The sequence below is a fragment of the Hydrogenophaga sp. L310 genome (assembly GCF_055703065.1).
In genome coordinates this window covers 185,040-203,445 of record NZ_JBVPZA010000007.1, presented here as the reverse complement: position 1 = coordinate 203,445, position 18,406 = coordinate 185,040, and the positions used below count along the sequence as shown (strand labels likewise).

19 protein-coding genes are annotated in these 18,406 nt (G+C 68.1%); 3 read left to right on the top strand and 16 right to left on the bottom strand.

Annotated elements, in window-relative coordinates; translation table 11 throughout:
* Nucleotides 1-5 precede the first annotated feature (5 nt).
* From AC0GNO_RS13945 to AC0GNO_RS13885, 13 genes are all read right to left on the bottom strand, one after another.
* Complete coding sequence (locus AC0GNO_RS13945) at nucleotides 6-398, bottom strand: glutaredoxin family protein (protein WP_210822460.1); 393 nt, start codon at nucleotides 396-398, stop codon at nucleotides 6-8.
* Complete coding sequence (locus tag AC0GNO_RS13940) at nucleotides 395-850, bottom strand: putative toxin-antitoxin system toxin component, PIN family (RefSeq protein WP_472904358.1); 456 nt, start codon at nucleotides 848-850, stop codon at nucleotides 395-397. Before AC0GNO_RS13940 ends, AC0GNO_RS13945 begins: the two co-directional genes overlap by 4 nt.
* Nucleotides 847-2,181, bottom strand: a complete 1,335-nt coding sequence (locus tag AC0GNO_RS13935; RefSeq protein ID WP_472904357.1) for a THUMP domain-containing class I SAM-dependent RNA methyltransferase — start codon at nucleotides 2,179-2,181, stop codon at nucleotides 847-849. Before AC0GNO_RS13935 ends, AC0GNO_RS13940 begins: the two co-directional genes overlap by 4 nt.
* A complete protein-coding gene (rpoN, locus tag AC0GNO_RS13930) occupies nucleotides 2,178-3,827 on the bottom strand; it encodes an RNA polymerase factor sigma-54 (RefSeq protein ID WP_472904356.1) in 1,650 nt (549 codons plus the stop codon). The genes AC0GNO_RS13935 and rpoN overlap by 4 nt, the downstream gene beginning before the upstream one ends.
* Before the next feature lie 193 nt (nucleotides 3,828-4,020).
* Nucleotides 4,021-4,797, bottom strand: coding sequence for an LPS export ABC transporter ATP-binding protein (gene lptB / locus AC0GNO_RS13925; RefSeq protein ID WP_472904384.1), 777 nt, complete (start codon nucleotides 4,795-4,797; stop codon nucleotides 4,021-4,023).
* A 5-nt stretch (nucleotides 4,798-4,802) separates the two neighbouring features.
* On the bottom strand, nucleotides 4,803-5,438 hold the full coding sequence (lptA, locus tag AC0GNO_RS13920) for a lipopolysaccharide transport periplasmic protein LptA (protein ID WP_472904355.1): 636 nt from the start codon (nucleotides 5,436-5,438) through the stop codon (nucleotides 4,803-4,805).
* A gap of 139 nt (nucleotides 5,439-5,577) precedes the next feature.
* Nucleotides 5,578-6,216 (bottom strand): thiol:disulfide interchange protein DsbA/DsbL, encoded by a 639-nt coding sequence (locus AC0GNO_RS13915; RefSeq protein WP_472890199.1) that lies wholly within the window; start codon nucleotides 6,214-6,216, stop codon nucleotides 5,578-5,580.
* 65 nt (nucleotides 6,217-6,281) lie between these two features.
* Entirely contained in the window at nucleotides 6,282-6,971 is a 690-nt protein-coding gene (locus AC0GNO_RS13910; protein WP_472890200.1) for an SPOR domain-containing protein, read from the bottom strand.
* 14 nt (nucleotides 6,972-6,985) lie between these two features.
* Nucleotides 6,986-8,659 carry an arginine--tRNA ligase gene (gene argS / locus AC0GNO_RS13905; RefSeq protein ID WP_472904354.1) on the bottom strand — a complete coding sequence of 558 codons (1,674 nt, stop codon included), beginning with the start codon at nucleotides 8,657-8,659 and terminating at the stop codon, nucleotides 6,986-6,988.
* A gap of 240 nt (nucleotides 8,660-8,899) precedes the next feature.
* Complete coding sequence (locus tag AC0GNO_RS13900) at nucleotides 8,900-9,811, bottom strand: HTH-type transcriptional regulator ArgP (RefSeq protein ID WP_472904353.1); 912 nt, start codon at nucleotides 9,809-9,811, stop codon at nucleotides 8,900-8,902.
* Nucleotides 9,812-9,854: 43 nt separating this feature from the next.
* Nucleotides 9,855-10,673 (bottom strand): ethanolamine ammonia-lyase subunit EutC, encoded by an 819-nt coding sequence (eutC, locus tag AC0GNO_RS13895; protein ID WP_472904352.1) that lies wholly within the window; start codon nucleotides 10,671-10,673, stop codon nucleotides 9,855-9,857.
* A complete protein-coding gene (locus AC0GNO_RS13890) occupies nucleotides 10,670-12,064 on the bottom strand; it encodes an ethanolamine ammonia-lyase subunit EutB (RefSeq protein ID WP_472904351.1) in 1,395 nt (464 codons plus the stop codon). The genes eutC and AC0GNO_RS13890 overlap by 4 nt, the downstream gene beginning before the upstream one ends.
* Before the next feature lie 12 nt (nucleotides 12,065-12,076).
* Nucleotides 12,077-12,472 (bottom strand): hypothetical protein, encoded by a 396-nt coding sequence (locus AC0GNO_RS13885; RefSeq protein WP_472904350.1) that lies wholly within the window; start codon nucleotides 12,470-12,472, stop codon nucleotides 12,077-12,079.
* A 346-nt stretch (nucleotides 12,473-12,818) separates the two neighbouring features.
* Between AC0GNO_RS13885 and AC0GNO_RS13880 the strand changes: the two genes are divergently transcribed.
* The 3 genes from AC0GNO_RS13880 to AC0GNO_RS13870 are packed head-to-tail and all read left to right on the top strand — an operon-like array spanning nucleotide 12,819 to nucleotide 15,981.
* The gene (locus AC0GNO_RS13880; protein ID WP_472904349.1) at nucleotides 12,819-13,460 is read left to right on the top strand and encodes a LysE/ArgO family amino acid transporter; all 642 of its coding nucleotides are present in this window, start codon (nucleotides 12,819-12,821) and stop codon (nucleotides 13,458-13,460) included.
* A gap of 10 nt (nucleotides 13,461-13,470) precedes the next feature.
* Nucleotides 13,471-15,144: a flavin monoamine oxidase family protein gene (locus AC0GNO_RS13875; protein WP_472904348.1), complete on the top strand. Its 1,674-nt coding sequence runs from the start codon at nucleotides 13,471-13,473 to the stop codon at nucleotides 15,142-15,144.
* 24 nt (nucleotides 15,145-15,168) lie between these two features.
* Nucleotides 15,169-15,981 carry a carbon-nitrogen hydrolase family protein gene (locus AC0GNO_RS13870; protein ID WP_472890207.1) on the top strand — a complete coding sequence of 271 codons (813 nt, stop codon included), beginning with the start codon at nucleotides 15,169-15,171 and terminating at the stop codon, nucleotides 15,979-15,981.
* A gap of 33 nt (nucleotides 15,982-16,014) precedes the next feature.
* On the opposite strand, the gene AC0GNO_RS13865 is transcribed toward AC0GNO_RS13870, so the two are convergent.
* The 3 genes from AC0GNO_RS13865 to AC0GNO_RS13855 all read right to left on the bottom strand — a co-directional run bounded on the left by AC0GNO_RS13865 (nucleotide 16,015) and on the right by AC0GNO_RS13855 (nucleotide 18,324).
* Nucleotides 16,015-16,800 carry a trypsin-like serine protease gene (locus AC0GNO_RS13865; protein WP_472904347.1) on the bottom strand — a complete coding sequence of 262 codons (786 nt, stop codon included), beginning with the start codon at nucleotides 16,798-16,800 and terminating at the stop codon, nucleotides 16,015-16,017.
* A gap of 63 nt (nucleotides 16,801-16,863) precedes the next feature.
* Nucleotides 16,864-17,796 (bottom strand): LysR family transcriptional regulator, encoded by a 933-nt coding sequence (locus AC0GNO_RS13860; protein ID WP_472890209.1) that lies wholly within the window; start codon nucleotides 17,794-17,796, stop codon nucleotides 16,864-16,866.
* A gap of 144 nt (nucleotides 17,797-17,940) precedes the next feature.
* On the bottom strand, nucleotides 17,941-18,324 hold the full coding sequence (locus AC0GNO_RS13855) for a DUF4189 domain-containing protein (RefSeq protein WP_472890210.1): 384 nt from the start codon (nucleotides 18,322-18,324) through the stop codon (nucleotides 17,941-17,943).
* Nucleotides 18,325-18,406 lie beyond the last annotated feature (82 nt).

Below are 18,406 nucleotides of genomic sequence, written 5' to 3'. Positions count from 1 at the left end.
GCGGCTCAGGTCGTGGCGAAGCGCCCGCGCAGGTAGCCGATGATCGCGGCCGAATCGACCAGCCACTGGCTCTGGCCAGACGCATCGGTGATCTTCAGGCAAGGCACCTTGGTCGCGCCGCTGCCTTGTTGCAGTTCGGCGCGGTGGGTGGCGTTGTGCTGGGCGTCGCGCTGCTCGATGGGCAGCGAGAGGCGGCGCATCTCCTGCCGCACCTTGATGCAGAACGGGCAGGTGCTGAACTGGTACAGCGCGAGGTTCTGGCACTGCAGGTTGACGGTGGTCTGCGCGGCGGGCTCGCGCACCACGCCTTTCGGCTGGGTGAGGCGCTCTTTCAGCAGCATGAACGGGCCGAGCACGGCGCGCACGGTTTTGAAGAAGGCGCGGACGATGGTTTTCATGGGGTGATGGGTTGGGGTTGAATGGCGGCGGGCTCCCATTGGCGGTTCACGCTCACACCGAGTGTGGCCAGCCGTTTGGCCATGCACAGCACGGCCTTGTCTTTGCTCAGCAGCACGGCCGTGTGGGCAACGGCGAGGTCGATGAACTGCTGGTCGTCGGTGTCTTTGCAGGTGAAGGGCGCCTTGGGGGCCGTGTCCGCGAGCTGCGCGCGGGCATCGAAGGCAGCGAGCACGGCCTCGGCGGTCAGGGACCGGGCCTCCAGGCGTTTGACCACCTGCGGGTAGGCCAGCACGCGGCGCAGTTCTTCGCGCATGACGGGCGTGGCCAGCCAGCGGATCTGTGGCTCGGCCAGGGTCGCGCGCAGCGGTAGGGTGGCCGGGTCTTCGTAGACGAAGAGGTCGAGCACGACGTTGGTGTCGAGCACCAGCGTCACCGGATCCGTTCTGCTCATGCCGCCGGCGGTGTGGCGTCGGGGGCACGCCGAGCGGTCAGATCGAAGCGGAACAGCCGGCATTCGATCGGACCGTTCCACAGCGGCACGCGGCGCGATTCCTTGAAGCGCATCTTGCCGGGCAGCTTCAGGTCGGGCGTGAGCAACCAGGCGCTCCAGCCGGCGTAGTGGCTTTTCCAGTGGGCCGCGAGCTGCTGGAAGAACTCGCTGCCGTCGCCGCCGTCGGCCATCTGCGCGCTCTCGCGGCCCAGGCCGGGCGCGGGGGGCGCAGCCTTGCCGGCCGCGCCGGTGCGGGGGGCGCGCGGCTCCATGCGCTGGGCGCGGGCACTGGCGTTTTCTCCAGCCACACCGGCCGCGGCGATGCGCTCGCCGTAGGGCGGGTTGAGCAGCATCACACCGGGTTTCTGGGTGGGCGGCATACGCTGCAGGGCGTCGCCGCCGCGCAGTTCAATGGCGTGGGCCACGCCCGCGCGCTCGGCGTTGCGCTGCGCGAAATCGACCATGCGGAACGAGACGTCGCTGCCGAAGACGATGGGCGCATGGCCTTCGGGCCAAGGGCGCATGTCGCGTTCGGCTTCGTCCTGGATGGCGTGCCACACATGCTGCTGGAACGGCAGCATTTTTTCAAACGCGAAGCGGCGCAGCATCCCGGGCGGGATGTTGAGCGCGATCTGCGCGGCCTCGATCACCACCGTACCGCTGCCGCAGCAGGGGTCGTACAGCGGGGTGATGGCGTCCAGCGTTTCGGCTTCGCCGCCGTTCCAGCCGGTGGCGGCGATCATGGCCGCGGCCAGCGTTTCCTTCAGCGGTGCATCGCCCTTGTCTTCACGCCAGCCTCGCTTGAACAGCGGCTCACCCGAGGTGTCGATGTAGAGCGTGAGTTCTTCGGTGGTGACGTGGGCGTAGATGCGCACGTCGGGCCAGGTGGTGTCCACGCTGGGGCGTTCGCCGCGCTTGTCGCGGAAGCGATCACAGATCGCGTCCTTGATCTTCAGTGCGGCGAAGTTGAGGCTGGTCAGCGGGCTGTGCTGCGCGGTGATCTCGACCTTGATGGTCTGCTGCGGCGTGAACCAGATTTCCCAGGCGATCTCGCTGGCTGCGTTGTACAGGTCCTGCTCGCCGCGGTAACCACCGTGCCAGAGCTGCACCAGCACGCGCTGGCTCAGGCGGCTGTACAGGTTCAGGCGCATGGCGTCGCGCCACGAGGCCTTGATGCCCACACCGCCGCGGGCCTTGAAGGCCAGCGGTTCGTTGGTGATGCGCTGCACCTCGTCGGCGAGCATGTCCTCCACGCCGGCCGCACAGGGGAGAAACAACTTCAATTGATTCACAGGCTTTTTCTAAGGTTGGCCGGTGCGATGCGAAGTGCCTCGCGGTACTTGGCCACGGTGCGGCGCGCGCACTCGATGCCCTGCTCCTTGAGCAGGTCGGAGAGCTGGTTGTCGGACAGCGGTTTCTTGGGCTCTTCGGAGGCGATGAACTGTTTGAGCAGGGCGCGCACCGCGGTGCTCGACGCGTTGCCGCCGGTTTCGGTGCCGAGCGAAGAGCCGAAGAAGTACTTGAGCTCGTAGGTGCCGAACGGCGTGGCCATGTACTTGGCGGTGGTCACGCGGCTGATGGTGGACTCGTGCAGGCCCAGCTCGTCGGCGATCTCGCGCAGCACCAGCGGGCGCATGGCGAGTTCGCCGTGCATGAAGAAGTTGCGCTGGCGCTCGACGATGGCACTCGATACGCGCAGGATGGTGTCGAAACGCTGCTGGATGTTCTTGATGAACCAGCGCGCTTCCTGCAGGCGCTGCTGCATGGCGGCGTGGCCGGCTTCGCCGCCGTTGTCGCGACCGCCGCGGTTTTGCCGCATGGCGTTGGCGTACACGTCGTGCACGCGCAGGCGCGGCATCACGTCGGGATTCAGGATGACCTTGAAGCCCCGGCCGGCGCGTGTGACGATGACGTCGGGCACGACCACGTTGCGCTCCACATCGATGAAACGGCGCCCGGGTTTGGGTTCAAGCCGCGCGATGACACCCAGCGCGGCGCGCGCCGTTTCGTCGTCGATGCCGCACAGGGCGCACAGACGCTTGATGTCGCGTTTGGCCACCAGCTCCATCGACTGGTTGCAGATGGCCAGCGCCGCGCGCGCTTCGGGGGTGTTGCGCAGCTCTTCGATCTGCAGGCGCAGGCATTCGCCGAGGTTGCGCGCACCCACGCCGGTGGGCTCCATGTGCTGCAGCCAGCCCAGGGCCATGCGCAGCTGCGCTTCGACGGCCTCCAGCTCTTCGATGGCAGGCGAGGTGGCCTCGCGGCCGTGCATGAGCCGCCAGAAGTCCAGGGCGAGCTCGGCCATGTCGTCTTCGAGGTAGGCATCGTCGTTGAGCGATTCGATGAGGAAATACAGCGCCGCCGCGTCCTCGTCGCTCAGCCGCAGGCAGCGGGCCTGCTCGTGCAGGTGGTCCTGGAGGCTGACGGGACTGCGGGCCAGGTCGGCTGCGCTGGCGGTTTCGTCGTCGCCACCGGAGCCGCTGTTGCGCGCCGGTGCGTCGCCGCCCCATTCGCTGTCGTCAGGCGCCATCTCGACCGTGCCGTCGCCTTCCCAGCTTTCTTCCACCGGGGTGGCCCCGTCGAGCCGGCTTTCGATCTCGTCGCCTGAGCCGCTGTCGGCGGGCGCGTCGGACGTGCTGCTGACGCGGTCAGGCAGCGGGCCGTCAAATTCGGCGGGGGCGGCCACGGCGTCGGCCACCGGCAGCGCGGCATCGGCGATCTGTTCGCCGGCGCTCACCGGCGCATCGACCTGCTCCAGACCGAAAGCCTCGCGCTCGGCGATCTCTTCCGTGCGCTCCAGAAACGGGTTTTCGTCGAGCATCTGCTCGACCTCCTGCGCCATTTCCAGCGTGGAGAGTTGCAGCAGGCGGATCGATTGCTGCAACTGGGGCGTGAGCGCCAGGTGCTGCGATACACGCAGGGAGAGGCCTTGCTTCATGCCTGGGCGTACAGCAGTGGGAAACGGAGATTCGCCGCCGGGCCGCCCCAAGGCGAATCAACCCCCTTGGGGGGCAGCGCGCCGCGCAGCGGCAAGGCGTGGGGGCCACAAGACGCCGCCGGGCCGCCCCAAGGCGAATCAACCCCCTCGGGGGGCCGCGAAGTACATGCAATGACGAGCGTGGCGGTCATGTTCACATGCGGAAGTTCTCGCCCAGGTACACACGGCGTACTTCGGCGTTTTCCACGATCTCTGCGGTGGGACCGCTGGCCAGAACATGGCCGTCGCTGATGATGTAGGCGTGGTCGCAGATGCCCAGGGTTTCGCGCACGTTGTGATCGGTGATCAGCACACCGATGCCCCTGGACTTCAGAAAACCGATGATGTGCTGGATCTCCAGAACCGCAATCGGGTCGATGCCGGCAAAGGGTTCGTCCAGCAGGATGAAGCGCGGGCGCGTGGCCAGGGCCCGGGCGATTTCCACCCGGCGCCGCTCGCCCCCGGAAAGGGCGGGCGCCGGCGAATCGCGCAGATGGTCCACCCGCAGGTCCTTGAGCAGTTCATCGAGGCGGCTGCCGATTTCTGCTTCGGTCAGGGGTTTGCCATCCACATCGTGCTGCAGCTCCAGAACGGCGCGCACGTTCTGCGCCACCGTGAGTTTGCGGAAGATCGAGGCCTCTTGTGGCAGGTAACCCAGGCCCAGCCGGGCACGGCGGTGGATCGGCAAGCCTTCGATGCGCTGGCCGTCGAGCAGGATCTGCCCGCCATCGGCACGCAGCAGGCCCACGATCATGTAGAACGAGGTGGTCTTGCCGGCGCCGTTCGGGCCCAGCAGGCCGACCACTTCACCTTTGTCGACCTTGAGCGAGACATCCTTGACCACCGTGCGGGTGCCATAGGATTTCTTCAGACCCCGGACTTCCAGACTGCTGCGCACCGCCATCGCCTGAGGCGTGCTGGCCATGAGCATGGTCGTCACTTCTGCTTCTCGTTGAGATCGGTGCTGGGTCGCAGCTTGGCAGGATCGGTCGGGGCGGGTGCCGGGGACGCCGCATCGGGAATGGGCGTGAGCATGGCACGCACGCGACCCGAGGGGTTGGCGGCCGTGCGGTTGGCGGGTCCACCCTTGACGGTGAACACCTCGGTCAGGCTGTTGTAGGTGATCTGGTTGCCCACACTTTCGTCGTTCAGCTGGGTGCCGCGGTAGCGGCGCAAGACGGCGCTGCCGGTGAACACCACGGTCTGGGCCTTGCTGTCGTATTCGATGCGCTCACCCTCGCCTTCGATCCACTCGTCCAGACCTTCGCGCTTCTGGCGGAAGAAACCAGGCGCTGCCGCCGTGCCGGTCACCACGCCAAACTGGTTGCCCTGCGGATCCTGGCGCACGTCCATCTTGCTGCCCCGCATGACGATGGTGCCCTTGGTGATCAGGACATTGCCGGTGAAGACGCTGGTCTGCCGCGTGTCTTCGTAGCGCAGCGAGTCCGCCTCGATGTTCATGGGCTTGTCTTTGTCGGCCAGCTCCGCCTGGGCCGCGCCTGCCAGCACCAGACCGGCCATCGTGACAAAGAGACTGCGGATCCATGGGGGGGGAAGGTGGTGTGTGGGCATGGCTTTAATAGGGCACAAATCTTGCATTCATTGTAACGGTGCAAAGGCCACTTGTCGGCGTCCAGCGCTCAATGAACCGACCCGAAAAGCACAAGACCCGCCTGCAGCGGGTCTTGCTCGCGGCACGGGGAACCCGGGATCAGGTTTTGCGTGCTTCAGCAATGAGTGAATCGGCAATCAGCATCGTGCGCGGACCCTGCCCACCGATGTAAAAACGGCCCGCCACACCCAGCGCTGGTGTGCCTTCAACGTCATAAGCGTTCTGCAGCCCGATGGCGGCCTCGGCCATCTTGATGGCACTGCCGTTGAAGAAACCGGTGAATTTTTCACGGTCAACACCCTGCTTCTCCACCCAGGCGGTGATGGCCGGCGCCGTGGTCAGCGGCAAGCGCTCTTCGTGAAAAGCCTTGAACACCTTCTGGTGCAGGGCATCGACCAGGCCCATGGATTCCAGCGCGAAATACAGGCGCTGCATGGGCACAAAAGCCGTGTTGAAGGCCACCGGCACGCGGCGCACCTTCACATCGGCGGGCAGCTTCTTGATCCAGGCGTCGAGCAGCGGCTCGAAATGGTGACAGTGGATGCAGGAGTAGGCAAAAAACTCCACCACTTCCACCTGCCCCGGTGGCGTGCTGACCGGCACCGGCTTGCTCAGTCGGACAAAGTCCTTGCCCTCCTGGAACCCGACGCGCTGCGCCCAGGCGGGGCTGAGCCCCAGGCCACTGGCAGCGAGGGCACCGGCAGCCAGCAGAGAACGGGATAGATCGCGGCGTTGCATCGAATCAAACTCCTTGTGTTGACCTGCTTGGTTTCACAGGCCATGGGAAAAGTTCCGGGATGGGTTCAGCGCTGAACGCGCACCAGGGCGGCATCCACCCCGTTGACTTCGAGTTGTTCCAGCGTGGCGTCGGCCATGGCTTTCTGGCTGAATGGTCCGACGCGCACCCGGAAAACGGGGCGCCCGGACTGCTCCCGTTCGCTGATGTCGGCCGCCATGCCCAGCATGGCGAGTCGGGCGCGCTGGGCTTCGGCTTCTTCGGGCGCGCGGAACGCGCCCGCCTGCACGAAGTAAGTGAAAGGATCGGCCGGCACCGACGCACTGTCCGACGGTTCGGCCCCCTTGACCGCGCCGGTGCGCGCCCGCATCAGGTCGCCCAGGGGATCGGCCTGCGTCGGCTCTGGTTGCCGGGCGGCGGTCTTGTCGGCGGCCGGCTCGGTGGTCGTTGCGGCGGGACTGTCTGCCGGTTCAGCCACGGCTGAAGCGGGCGCCGGCTCCGGGCTCACAACCGGTGGTGGCAGGGTGGCCGGGCTGCCGGCCAGACCGGCATTGGGGTTCCAGCCTTGGTTGCGCTCGGCCTCCTCCACATCCTGCGCCGGTTTGCGCGACACGCCCCGGTCGACAAAGGGCACCGGTACGCGCGTGACGTACACCGCCACCGACAGCGCAATGCCCAGCCCCACGAGCAGGCCCACCACGAAGCCCACGATGGTGCTGCCGTGCTGTTTGTGTGCCTGCAATGTCTGTTGTTTCATAGGGGGTTTCCGCTTCACATCTTTTGCGGGGCGCTCACGCCCAGCACCGCGAGGCCATTGTGCAACACCTGCGCCGTGGCTTTCACCAGCGCCAGGCGGGCCAGTTTCACCGCCTCGTCGTCCACCAGGATGCGCTCGGCATCGTAGTAGCTGTGGTAGCTGGCGGCCAGTTCACGCAGGTAGAAGGTGACGTCGTGCGGCGCGAAGTCGCGCGCAGCGTCGGCCAGCATGGCGGGGTACCTGGCCAGCAGCAGCATCAGCGCCTGCGCGGCCGGGCTGTCCAGCGCCGAGAGGTCCACGCCGCCCAGCGTGGCCGGATCGCCGCCCCAGGAAGCCAGCACCGAACAGATGCGCGCATGGGCGTACTGCACGTAGTAGACCGGGTTGTCGTTGTTCTTCTGGACCGCCAGATCGACGTCGAAGGTGTATTCGGTGTCGGGCTTGCGGCTGAGCAGGAAGAAACGCACCGCGTCTTTCGAGGTCCATTCGATCAGGTCGCGCAGCGTCACGTAGCTGCCGGCGCGCTTGCTGATCTTGACCTCTTCGCCGCCCTTGACCACGCGCACCATGGTGTGCAGCACGTAGTCCGGATACCCGGCCGGGATGCCGACGCCAGCGGCCTGCAGGCCGGCGCGCACGCGGGCAATCGTGCCGTGGTGGTCGGTGCCCTGGATGTTGATCACCTTGCTGAAACCGCGCTCCCACTTGCTGATGTGGTAGGCCACGTCGGGCACGAAGTAGGTGTAGGAGCCGTCGCCCTTGCGCATGACGCGGTCCTTGTCGTCACCGTAGTCGGTGGACCTGAGCCACAGCGCGCCGTCCTGCTCGTAGGTCTTGCCGGCGTCGCGCAGCTTCTGCACCGTGGCGTCCACCTTGCCGCTGGTGTACAGGCTCGACTCCAGATAGTAGTGATCGAACTTGACGGCGAAGGCCTGCAGATCCAGGTCCTGTTCGTGGCGCAGGTAGGCGACGGCGAAAAGGCGGATGTCGTCGAGCGCATCCACGTCGCCGCTGGCGGTGAATTCGCGGTCATCCGAATGCACCGTCTTCTTGGCCAGGTAGTCGTTGGCGATGTCCTGGATGTAGTCGCCGTTGTAGGCGGCCTCGGGCCATTGTTCGTCGCCGGGCTTGAAGCCCTTGGCGCGCAACTGGGTGCTGTTGGCCAGGGTGCCGATCTGCACGCCCGCGTCGTTGTAATAGAACTCGCGGTGCACGTCCCAGCCCTGGGTCTGGTACAGGCTGCAGATGGCGTCGCCCAGCGCGGCCTGGCGGCCGTGGCCCACGTGCAGCGGGCCGGTCGGGTTCGCCGAGACGAACTCGACCATCAGGCGCTGACCGTTGGCCGGTTGCACACCGAAGCCCGCACCGGCCTCCAGCACTTCTTTCACGATCTGCTGTTTGGCGGCGGGCTTGAGGCGGATGTTGATGAAGCCGGGTCCGGCGATGTCGATGTCGCTGACCCACTGCTGGTACACCGGCATTGCGAGCAGCGCGGTGCGCAGGCTTTCGCCAACCTGGCGCGGGTTGAGCTTGAGCGGTTTGGCCAGCTGCATGGCCGCGGTCACGGCGAAGTCGCCATGGGCCGCCACCTTGGGCGATTCGAAGGCGGCCTTGGCGCCCGCGCCGGGCGAGAGCGCGTCGAGCGCGGTGGCCAGACCGGCCAGCAGTTCCTGTTTGATCTTGAGCATAGGGATGGGATTTTAGGCGGCGGGCCTCTGCGCTTGTTTCAGGCGGGCACAAGGCCAGCCGGGACCTCGCCCGAGAGCCAGCGCGCCCGGTGGTCGGTGCAGGCGCGCACCTTGGGCAGGCGGTGGCGCTCGGGCAGCATCGCCGCGCAGATCGGCACGCGCTGCGGTCGACCCAGGTGTCGAGCACCAGCACCTGAACCCGTACCCGTGCGGGGGAAGCCCCGGCAATCCCGCTGCCGTTCAATCCGTTGAAACCGGCGGCAGGCTGGCATGGGCCGCGGCCTTGACCGCCTGTGTCAGGCGCTGGGCCGACAGCGGCTCGCGCGCCCAGTGCTGCCAGTAGAGCACCACGTCCACCGTGGCGCCGGGCAGCACTTCCTGCAGCCCCGGCCGCCGGGCCAGATGCTGCTCGGGCACCATGCCCCAGCCCAGGCCGAGTTCGATCGCGGTCTCGAAAGCTTCCACCGCGGGCGCGAAGTGCTTCGGGTAGTTCGGCTGCTTCAGGCCGAAGTGCTGCGCCAGAAAACTGTCCTGCAACGCATCCTTGCGGTTGAAGATGATGGCCGGTTGTGCCAGCAGCTTGTGCGGCGACACCGCACCGCGCGGAGTGCGGCAGCGCTGCACCACGGCCGGCGCGGCCACGCAGCGGTAACGCATCACGCCCAGCGGCTCGGCCACGCAGCCCCGCATGGGTTCCGCGAGCGTGGTCACGCAGCCGATCACGTCGCCGCTCTTGAGCGCGTCGTGCGTGTGGTCCTGGTCGTCGATCAGGATCTCCAGCAACAAGCGGTGGCGCTGCAGCAGCGGCGCCACGCCGGGCAGAAACCAGCCCGCCACCGAATCGGCGTTGATGGCCACACTCAGGCTCTGCCAGGCGGCGCCCGCGCCACGCGGCTCGCCCCCCTGCAAGCCGACCAGCAGGTCGGCCTCCATCATCTGCAACTGCTTCACGTGCGCCAGCAGCGCCTGCCCGGAGGCGGTGGCGCGCACCGTCTTGCCCCGCACCAGCAGGCGCTGGCCCAGGTGCGACTCCAGCGACTTGATGCGCAAGGACACAGCGGCCAGGGTCAGGTTCAGGGCCTGTGCGGCCGGTCCGAAACCGCCGTGTTCGATCACGGCGGCCAGGGCTTGCAGTTGGCGGGCGTCCAGCATGGATGAGAGAAACTTGATCGATCCGAAGACGGTTCAGACCAGTTTAGCCAGCATCCAGATGGGCAGGCGCTTGGGACACCATGGGCAGGCCGCTGTGGTCTTTGAGCGCCACACCGGTCACGCCCAGGCGCAGGCCCTGGTGCACCAGCCAGGCCAGGCGCCGCGCAGCGGTGAGCGGGTCTTGTCCGGTAGGCCGCACGTTGGAGATGCAGTTGCGCTGCGCGTCGGTGCAGCCCACGCGGGGCGCGTGGGTGAGGTAGATGCCCACACTGTCGGGTGAACTCAGGCCAGGGCGCTCGCCCACGACCATGGCGACCATGCGCGCGCCGAGCTGTTCGCCCACCTCGTCGGCCACGGCCACGCGCGCCTGGCTCACGAGCACCGGTGGGCTGAGGGTCAACGGCCCGCCCAGCGCCGCGCGGATGGCGCCCAGCAGCGGCACGGCATGGCGCTGGATGCCCAGGGCCGACAGCCCGTCGCCCACGACCAGCGCCACATCCGGGGATGCGCCACTGGTGTGCCAGGCCTGCAGTGCCGCCACACTGTCCCCGTCGAGTCGACGCCCCAGATCGGGGCGCAGCAGGTATTCGTGGCGATCGCGGGCTCGGCTGCGCAGCGTCAGCGGCGCGGGCCAGCCATCGGCCTGCAACTGGTCGGCCAGCGTGACCACGTCGAGCGGCAGATGGATGGCGTCGCGCGCCTGCGCGTGGGCGAGCGAGAAGCCCAGCACCTCGTGCGTGGGCAGGCTGACCCCGCTGCGGCCGAGCGCGATGCGTGCGGGCGTGTAGCGTTTGAGGCGCGCCCAGGGGTCGGCACCGGTCTCGATTTCGGTGCCCGGCGCGGGGGTCTGGTCCGGTGTCATGCGGGCTCCGGCAGGGTCCACAGGCGTTGCGACAACGCGCCTTGCGCGGCGGCCGGCAGCAGGCGGCCATCGGCCCCCGTCACCCCCACGCCCTGCAGCCAGGCCTCGAACTCGGGCGCGCGCTTCAGGCCGAACAGCTCGCGCAGCACCAGCGCGTCGTGGAACGAGGTGCTCTGGTAGTTCAGCATCACGTCGTCGGCGCCGGGCACGCCCATCAGGAAGTTCAGGCCCGCCGTGGCCAGCAGCACCATGAGGTTGTCCATGTCGTCCTGGTCGGCCTCGGCGTGGTTGGTGTAGCAGATGTCGCAGCCCATGGGCAGGCCCAGCAGCTTGCCGCAGAAGTGGTCTTCCAGGCCGGCGCGGGTGATCTGCTTGCCGTCGTACAGGTATTCGGGGCCGATGAAGCCAACCACGGTGTTCACCAGCAGCGGCTGGTAGCGCCGCGCCACGGCGTAGGCGCGGGCCTCGCAGGTCTGCTGGTCCACACCGTGGTGCGCGTTGGCCGACAGGGCGCTGCCCTGGCCGGTTTCGAAATACATCACGTTGTGGCCCACCGTGCCCCGGCCCAGCGCCAGGGCCATGGCGCGGGCTTCGTCGAGCAGCGCCAGGTCGATGCCGAAAGACTGGTTGGCGGCCTGGGTGCCGGCGATGGACTGGAACACCAGGTCCACCGGGGCGCCCAGCTGCATGGCCTGCATGGTGTTGGTGACGTGGGTGAGCACGCAGGTCTGGGTGGGGATGGCGCCGCGCGCCAGCACCTCGGCCAGCAGGTGGTTCAGCCGCACCAGGTCGGGCACGCTGTCGGACACCGGGTTGACGCCGACCACCGCATCGCCCGCGCCGTGCATCAGGCCGTCGATCAGGCCGGCGACGATGCCGGCGGGGTCGTCGGTGGGGTGGTTGGGCTGCAGCCGCACCGAGAGGTGACCACGCAGGCCCTGGGTGTTGCGAAAGCGGGTGACCACCTCGCAGCGGCGCGCCACCAGCATCAGATCCTGGTTGCGCATGAGCTTGCTCACGGCGGCCACCATCTCGGGCGTGAGGCCGGGGGCGAGCCGGCGCAGCGCCTCGGGCGTGGCCCGTTCGCCGAGCAGCCAGTCGCGAAAACCGCCCACGGTGAGCGAGGCCACCGGGGCGAAGGCGGCGGCGTCGTGGCTGTCGATGATCAGCCGGGTGACTTCGTCGTCTTCGTAGGGCACCAGCGCCTCGCTCAGGAAGCGCGCGAGCGGCACGTCGGCCAGCACCCAGCGAGCGGCCACGCGCTCCTGCTCGGTGGCGGCGGCCAGGCCGGCCAAGCAGTCGCCCGAGCGCAAGGGCGTGGCCTTGGCCATGACCTCGCGCAGGTTCTCGAAACGGTAGGCGCGCTGCCCCAGGGTGGTGCCCAGACTCACGGATGCATCCTTTCAGCCGGCGGGGGTGATGCGTTCTAGTCTAGCCACCACAACCGCCGAGCATTCATTCCACCACGCCCAGCATGGCATCCATCGGGCGGCATCGCGTTGCGCGGAACCGATCCGGAAGTGGCCGCAGGCCAGTGCCATCAGGCCCAGGATCAGCACCGAGAGCATGGCGTTGAAGCTCACCACCGCGAACAGACACACCAGGCCGCAAACCAGGGCAATCGCCGGGAACAGCGGGTGGAACGGCGCGCGGAACGGGCACTCCAGCAGGGGCCCGCTGGCGCGCAGCTTGAACAGCGAGGCCATGGTCACGGTGTTGGCGGTGAGCGGCAGGCCGCCGAAGCTGATCCATTCGTCGCTGAACACGGCGATCACGCCGCAGCCCACCACCATCTTCATGGCCGGGGCGGGAAATCGAACTCCACCAGCGTGGCGAACCCCGCGATGAAGCCGCCGGTGGGGCCCAACGCGCGCCGGGCGTGGGCGAACGGGCCGCCGGCGAGGGGATGGCGGTGTGCATCAGCGCCACGAACACCGTGGCCAGCAGGAAGCCCAAGGTGCCGGCAGGACGTGGTGCACCGCGTGCGCACACTGGTCTGAGCTGGTCTGACTTGAATAGAGTATTTTTTAACCAATATCATTTTTTGTTGAAATGATTTAAACAATGGCCGGACGGCGGCAGACTCCGGGCCATGACCGATGCACCCCCCGTGACGGGTGCCGGCGAACGCCACCGAGAACCGCCATGACCCTGAGTTTCCCCACCTTCTCCGCCGGCATGCTGCTGAGCATGTCCCTGATCATGGCCATCGGGCCACAGAACGCGCACGTGCTGCGCATGGGCCTGCAGCGCCAGCACCTGTGGCTCACGGTGGCCGTTTGCGCCGTGGCCGACATCGTGCTCATCTCGCTCGGCGTGCTCGGCCTGGCGCAGTTGGGTGGCCTGAGCGACAAGCTGCTGGGCGCGCTGGTGGGCGCCGGGGTGCTGTTCCTCGGCGTCTACGGCTGGCAGGCGTTCCAGCGTTTCCTGAAACCCCAGGCCCCGGCCTCGCTGGATGACGAACCCGGCGCGCAACGCCGTGCACCAGCCCCCGTGACACGGCGCCAGGCGGTGCTCTCGGCGCTGGCCTTCTCGGTGCTCAACCCGCACGCCTGGCTCGACACCGCCGTGCTCATCGGCAGCGCCTCGCTGGCTTACGGGCAGGGCAGCACCACCTTTGGCCTGGGTGCGGCCGCCGGCTCGGTGGTGTGGTTCGTTGTGCTCGGCGCTGCCGCCTTCTGGCTGGGCCGCCGCCTCAATTCGCTGCACATCTGGCGCTTGCTGGACGGCGCCGTGGCGCTGATGATGTGGGGCACGGCCGCGTGGCTTCTGACCAGCCTGTTTTGAGATCACCACCATGACCGCCACCCGCACCGCCGACGCCCCCGTCACCATCTTCGGCCCGGACTTTCCGTTTGCCTTTGACGACTGGATCACCCACCCGCAGGGGCTGGGCGAGCTGCCGCCGGAGCGGCTGGGCAGCGAGGTCGCCATCGTGGGCGCGGGCATGGCCGGCATGGTGGCCGCCTACGAGCTGATGAAGCTGGGCCTCAAGCCCGTGGTCTACGAGGCCTCGCGCATGGGAGGGCGGCTGCGCTCGCAGCCGTTTGAAGGCGGCCAGGGTGTGGTGGCCGAGCTCGGCGGCATGCGCTTTCCGGCGTCGAGCACGGCGTTTTTCCACTACGTGAACCGGCTCGGCCTGCAGACCCGGCCCTTCCCCAACCCGCTCACCCCCGCCGCCGGCTGCACCGTGATCGACCTCGAAGGCCAGACGCACTGGGCGCGCCACCTGGCCGACCTGCCGCCGCTGTTTGCCGAGGTGGCCGGGGCCTGGGCCCGCGCGCTCGAAGACGGCGCCGGTTTCAGCGGCCTGCAGCAGGCGCTGCGCGAACGTGACGTGCCGCGCCTGAAAGCCCTGTGGGACCGCCTGGTGCCGCTGTGGGACGACCGCACGTTTTACGATTTCGTGGCGCAGTCGCCGGCGTTTGCCGCGCTCTCGTTCCGCCACCGCGAGGTGTTTGGCCAGGTGGGTTTTGGCACCGGTGGCTGGGACTCGGACTTCCCCAACTCCATGCTGGAGATCCTGCGCGTGGTGCTGACCGGCTGCGATGAAGACCAGCACCTGATCGTGGGCGGCGCCCAGCAGGTGCCCGTGGGCCTGTGGCACCACGCGCCCGCCGCACACGAACTGCGCCACTGGCCAGCCGGCACCACGCTGGCCAGCCTGCACCAGGGCGCGCCGCGACACGGCGTGACCGCCATCACGCGCGCGCCCGACGGCCAGCTAGCGCTGACCGACACCTGGGGCAACACGCGCCACTACCCGGCCGCGCTCACCACCTGCCAGAGCTGGCTGCTGACCACGCAGATCGCGGTGGAAGAGTCGCTGTTTTCGCAGAAGCACTGGATGGCGCTGGACCGCACCCGCTACATGCAGTCGAGCAAGACTTTCGTCATGGTCGACCGCCCGTTCTGGAACGACCTGAAGGCCAACGGCTGGCCCACGCTGGGCATGACGCTCACCGACCGCCTCACGCGCGGTACCTACCTGTTCGACAACGGGCCGGACAAGCCGGGTGTGATCTGCCTCTCCTACGCCTGGATGGGCGACGCGCTCAAGATGTTGCCGCACGACACGCAGAAGCGCGTGCAGCTCGCACTTTCGGCGCTGCAGAAGATCTACCCGGATGTGGACATCGCCAGCCACATCGTGGGCGACCCGATCAGCGTGTCGTGGGAAGCCGATCCGCATTTCCTCGGCGCCTTCAAGGGCGCCCTGCCCGGTCACTACCGCTACAACCACCGCATGTACAGCCACTTCATGCAGGACGCCTTTCCCGCCGCCGAGCGCGGCATTTTCATCGCGGGCGACGACGTGTCGTGGACGCCGGCCTGGGTCGAAGGCGCGGTGCAGACCTCGCTCAACGCGGTCTGGGGCATCGTGCACCACCTGGGTGGGCGGTGTCATGCCGAGAACCCGGGGCCGGGCGACGTGTTCCAACAGATCGGACCGATGGCGCTGCCCGACTGAATCCCCCTCAAGCACCCCGTCAGCATGGCCCCGACCGAAGCCCTCACCCTCGCCCTCTGGCAAACCAGCTACGCGAGCACGACCGCCGAGGCGCTGCAGCGGCTCGACGACGCGGCCGCCCAAGCCCGGGCGCAGGGCGTGCAACTGCTGGTGTGCCCCGAGATGGGCCTCACCGGCTACGCCATCGGTCCCGGACGCGTGCAGGCCCTGGCCGAGCCGGCCGACGGCCCGCTGGCGCAGACAGTGGCCAGCATCGCGCAGCGCCAAGGCGTCGCCATCGTCTACGGCTACCCCGAACACCACCCGCACGGCGGCCAGCCCTTCAACGCCACGCAGGCCATCGCCCCCGACGGCACGCGCCTGGCGAACTACCGCAAGACCCACCTGTTCGGCGACATGGACCGCGCGCAGTTCAGCGCAGGCGACGCGGCGTCACAGCTGTTCGAATGGCAAGGCTGGCGCCTGGGCCTGCTGATCTGCTACGACGTGGAGTTCCCCGAGACCGTGCGCCTGCTGGCGTTGCAGGGCGCCGACGCGGTGCTGGTGCCCACGGCCAACATGATGGCGTTCGACGAGGTGCCGAACCTGCTGGTGCCGGCGCGCGCCTGCGAAAACCGGGTGTTCGTGGCCTACGCCAATGCCTGCGGCAACGAACCGGGCGTTCACTACGGCGGACTGAGCACGGTGGCGGGCCCCGACGGGGGCGTGTGGACCCGTGCCGGGCGCGACGCGGCGCTGCTGCGGACAACCCTGACGCGGGAGGCCCTGACCGGTGCACGCCGGTCGTCCCCGTTGCCGGCGCGGCGCAGGGATCTCTACGGGCCGCTGGCCGGTTGACGCACGTCAGGCCGCCATGACGGCGACAGGGTTTCAGATTTCAGCCGCGCCCGGCGCCTGCGAACGGATGAAATTCAGCACCGAAGCGCCCTGGGTGTTGGTGAACAGCGAACGATCACCCACCTCGCAGTTGGCCACCGTGCCGGACGACGTGAGTCCGACCACGCCCTGGCGCCCGCCCACCGCCCGGTAGACCGGGCCACCGGAATCCCCCGCGCAGGCGTTGCTGAGCTTGCCGGTGTAGGTGAAGCCCACGTGGTTGTCGTTGACCGTGGTCAGGCTCGCAAAGCCCACCGCCAGCTCGAACCCCGGACCGCCCCAGCCCGAGAGAAACACCGAGTCACCCACGCTCGACGGCTGGCTGACCAGCAGCGGCATGGTGGGGTTGGGCATGGCGCCGGGCAGGGTCACCACGGCCGCATCGTTCACATAGCCCGTGCTGCTCTGGGCGAAGCCGGGATGGGGCACCCAGCCGCTGGCGTTCAACGCGGTGACGCTGCCGTCGGCGCGCCACACGGCAGCCGCCACCCGGCGCGTGCCGGCGGGCACACAATGCGCCGCCGTCAGCACCTTCGCCGGCGTGAGCAGCACGCCCGAGCAGATGCTGGAGTTGCCCTCTGCCCCCACCACGACCAGCAGGATCACCGGCGTTTTTTCCGGCGTGGCGCAGTTGCTGCCATTGGCGATCTTGGGCTGCACGCCCACGCTGCCGCACAGTTCCGCTGCGCTGGGCAGCGACACCTCGTCACCGCCACCACCGCCGCAGGCAACGAGCAGCAAGGCCATCACCACGCCCAGGTATTTGCATCCGTTTTTCATGTTGTCCCCTATGAACTCGACCGCTCACCAGCGGCGGCCCGCAACCCCGACTGTAGCGCCAGATCAGGTGCGCCCGGACGACCAGAAATCGGGCTGGCCGTAGTGGTGCTTGAGGAAGTCGATCCACAGCCGCACGCGCAGTGCCAGGTGCTTGCGCTGCGGAAACAGCGCGTAGATGCCGTTGGGCGGCGCAGCGTAGTCCTCCAGCAAGACCTCCAGCCGCCCGGCCGCGATGTCGGCTTCCACCTCCCAGATGCTGCGCCAGGCGATGCCGTAGCCGGCCAGGCACCACTCGTGCAACACCTGCCCGTCCGAACAGTCCAGCGGACCGCCCGGTCGCAGGTGCACGATGTCGGTCCCCTCCCCCACCGAGGCCGGCACCGCGAAGGCCCAGCCACGCGTCTGCGAGGCATCGCTGGACAGGGTGAGGCAGTCGAACCGCGCCAGGTCGGCCGGCGTGGCGGGTCGGCCGTGTTGCTGCAGGTATTTCGGCGTGGCCACGCACAGCCGGCGGTTGTCGGCCAGGCGCACGCTCACGAGCGACGAGTCCGGCAGGTCGCCCACGCGCACGGCGCAGTCGTAGGCTTCACCCGCCACGTCGACCACGCGGTCGCTGAGGTTGAGCGAGATCGTCACTTCGGGGTGCAGTTCGCGAAAGTGCGGCACCAGCGGTGCCACGTGGCGGCGGCCGAAACCGGCCGGCGCGGTGAGGCGCAGGTGCCCGCTGGCCTTCACACCGCCGGCGCTGACGCTGGCCTCGGCGTTGGCCAGGTCGGTCAGCAGGCGCTGGCAGTCTTCCAGGAAGGCGCTGCCTTCGTGCGTGAGGGTGATGCGGCGCGTGGTGCGCACCATGAGCTTGACACCAAGACGCGACTCCAGGCCGTCGAGCCGGCGGCCGATGATGGCCGGCGCCACGCCCTCGGCCTTGGCGGCGGCGGTGAGGCTGCCGCGGGTGGCCACGGAAGCGAAGGTTTCGAGCTGCTTGAGCTTGTCCATGGAGCCGCAGATTACCTCAACAAAAGAGGGCAATCAACGGAAATCATGCATCAACTTTTAACCAAATTCGCCACACTGGGGCGGCGTGGCCAGCAGCACCAGCGCGCTCCGGCCGACCGGAGCGCTTCCGTGCTCAAGCGCAGCTCAGTTGCACTGCGCTTCGAGGTTGGGGATCGGGCCACAACCCTCCCCGCCCTGGGCGGTACAGGCGTTGTTGGCCGCAGTTTGCGCATCGAAGGCCGTACCAGCCCCCTTCGCCACCACCACAAAACCGCCACCGGCCTTGGTGCCCACGGAGACCGCACCGCACTGCTCGAACTGGAGCACCACCCGGCAATCGCTGGCATCGCATTCGTCGCGCGCCTCGTCGTTGGCGACCGACTGCGTCAGCGCGCCGGTAGAGATGGCCACGCGCCGCGTCGAATCGCTCACGGCCACCGATCCATAACCATCGTCATTGCCGCCGCAGGCGGTCAACAGCAGAGAAGCCACGCACACAGCACACAGGCCCCACAGCGATGTTTTCATATCCAACCTCCTCTGAGAAGTACAACAGGCATGAACGCGACACCCGCGCTCCACGAAGAGTCTATTCCAGCCGGGGGCTTGC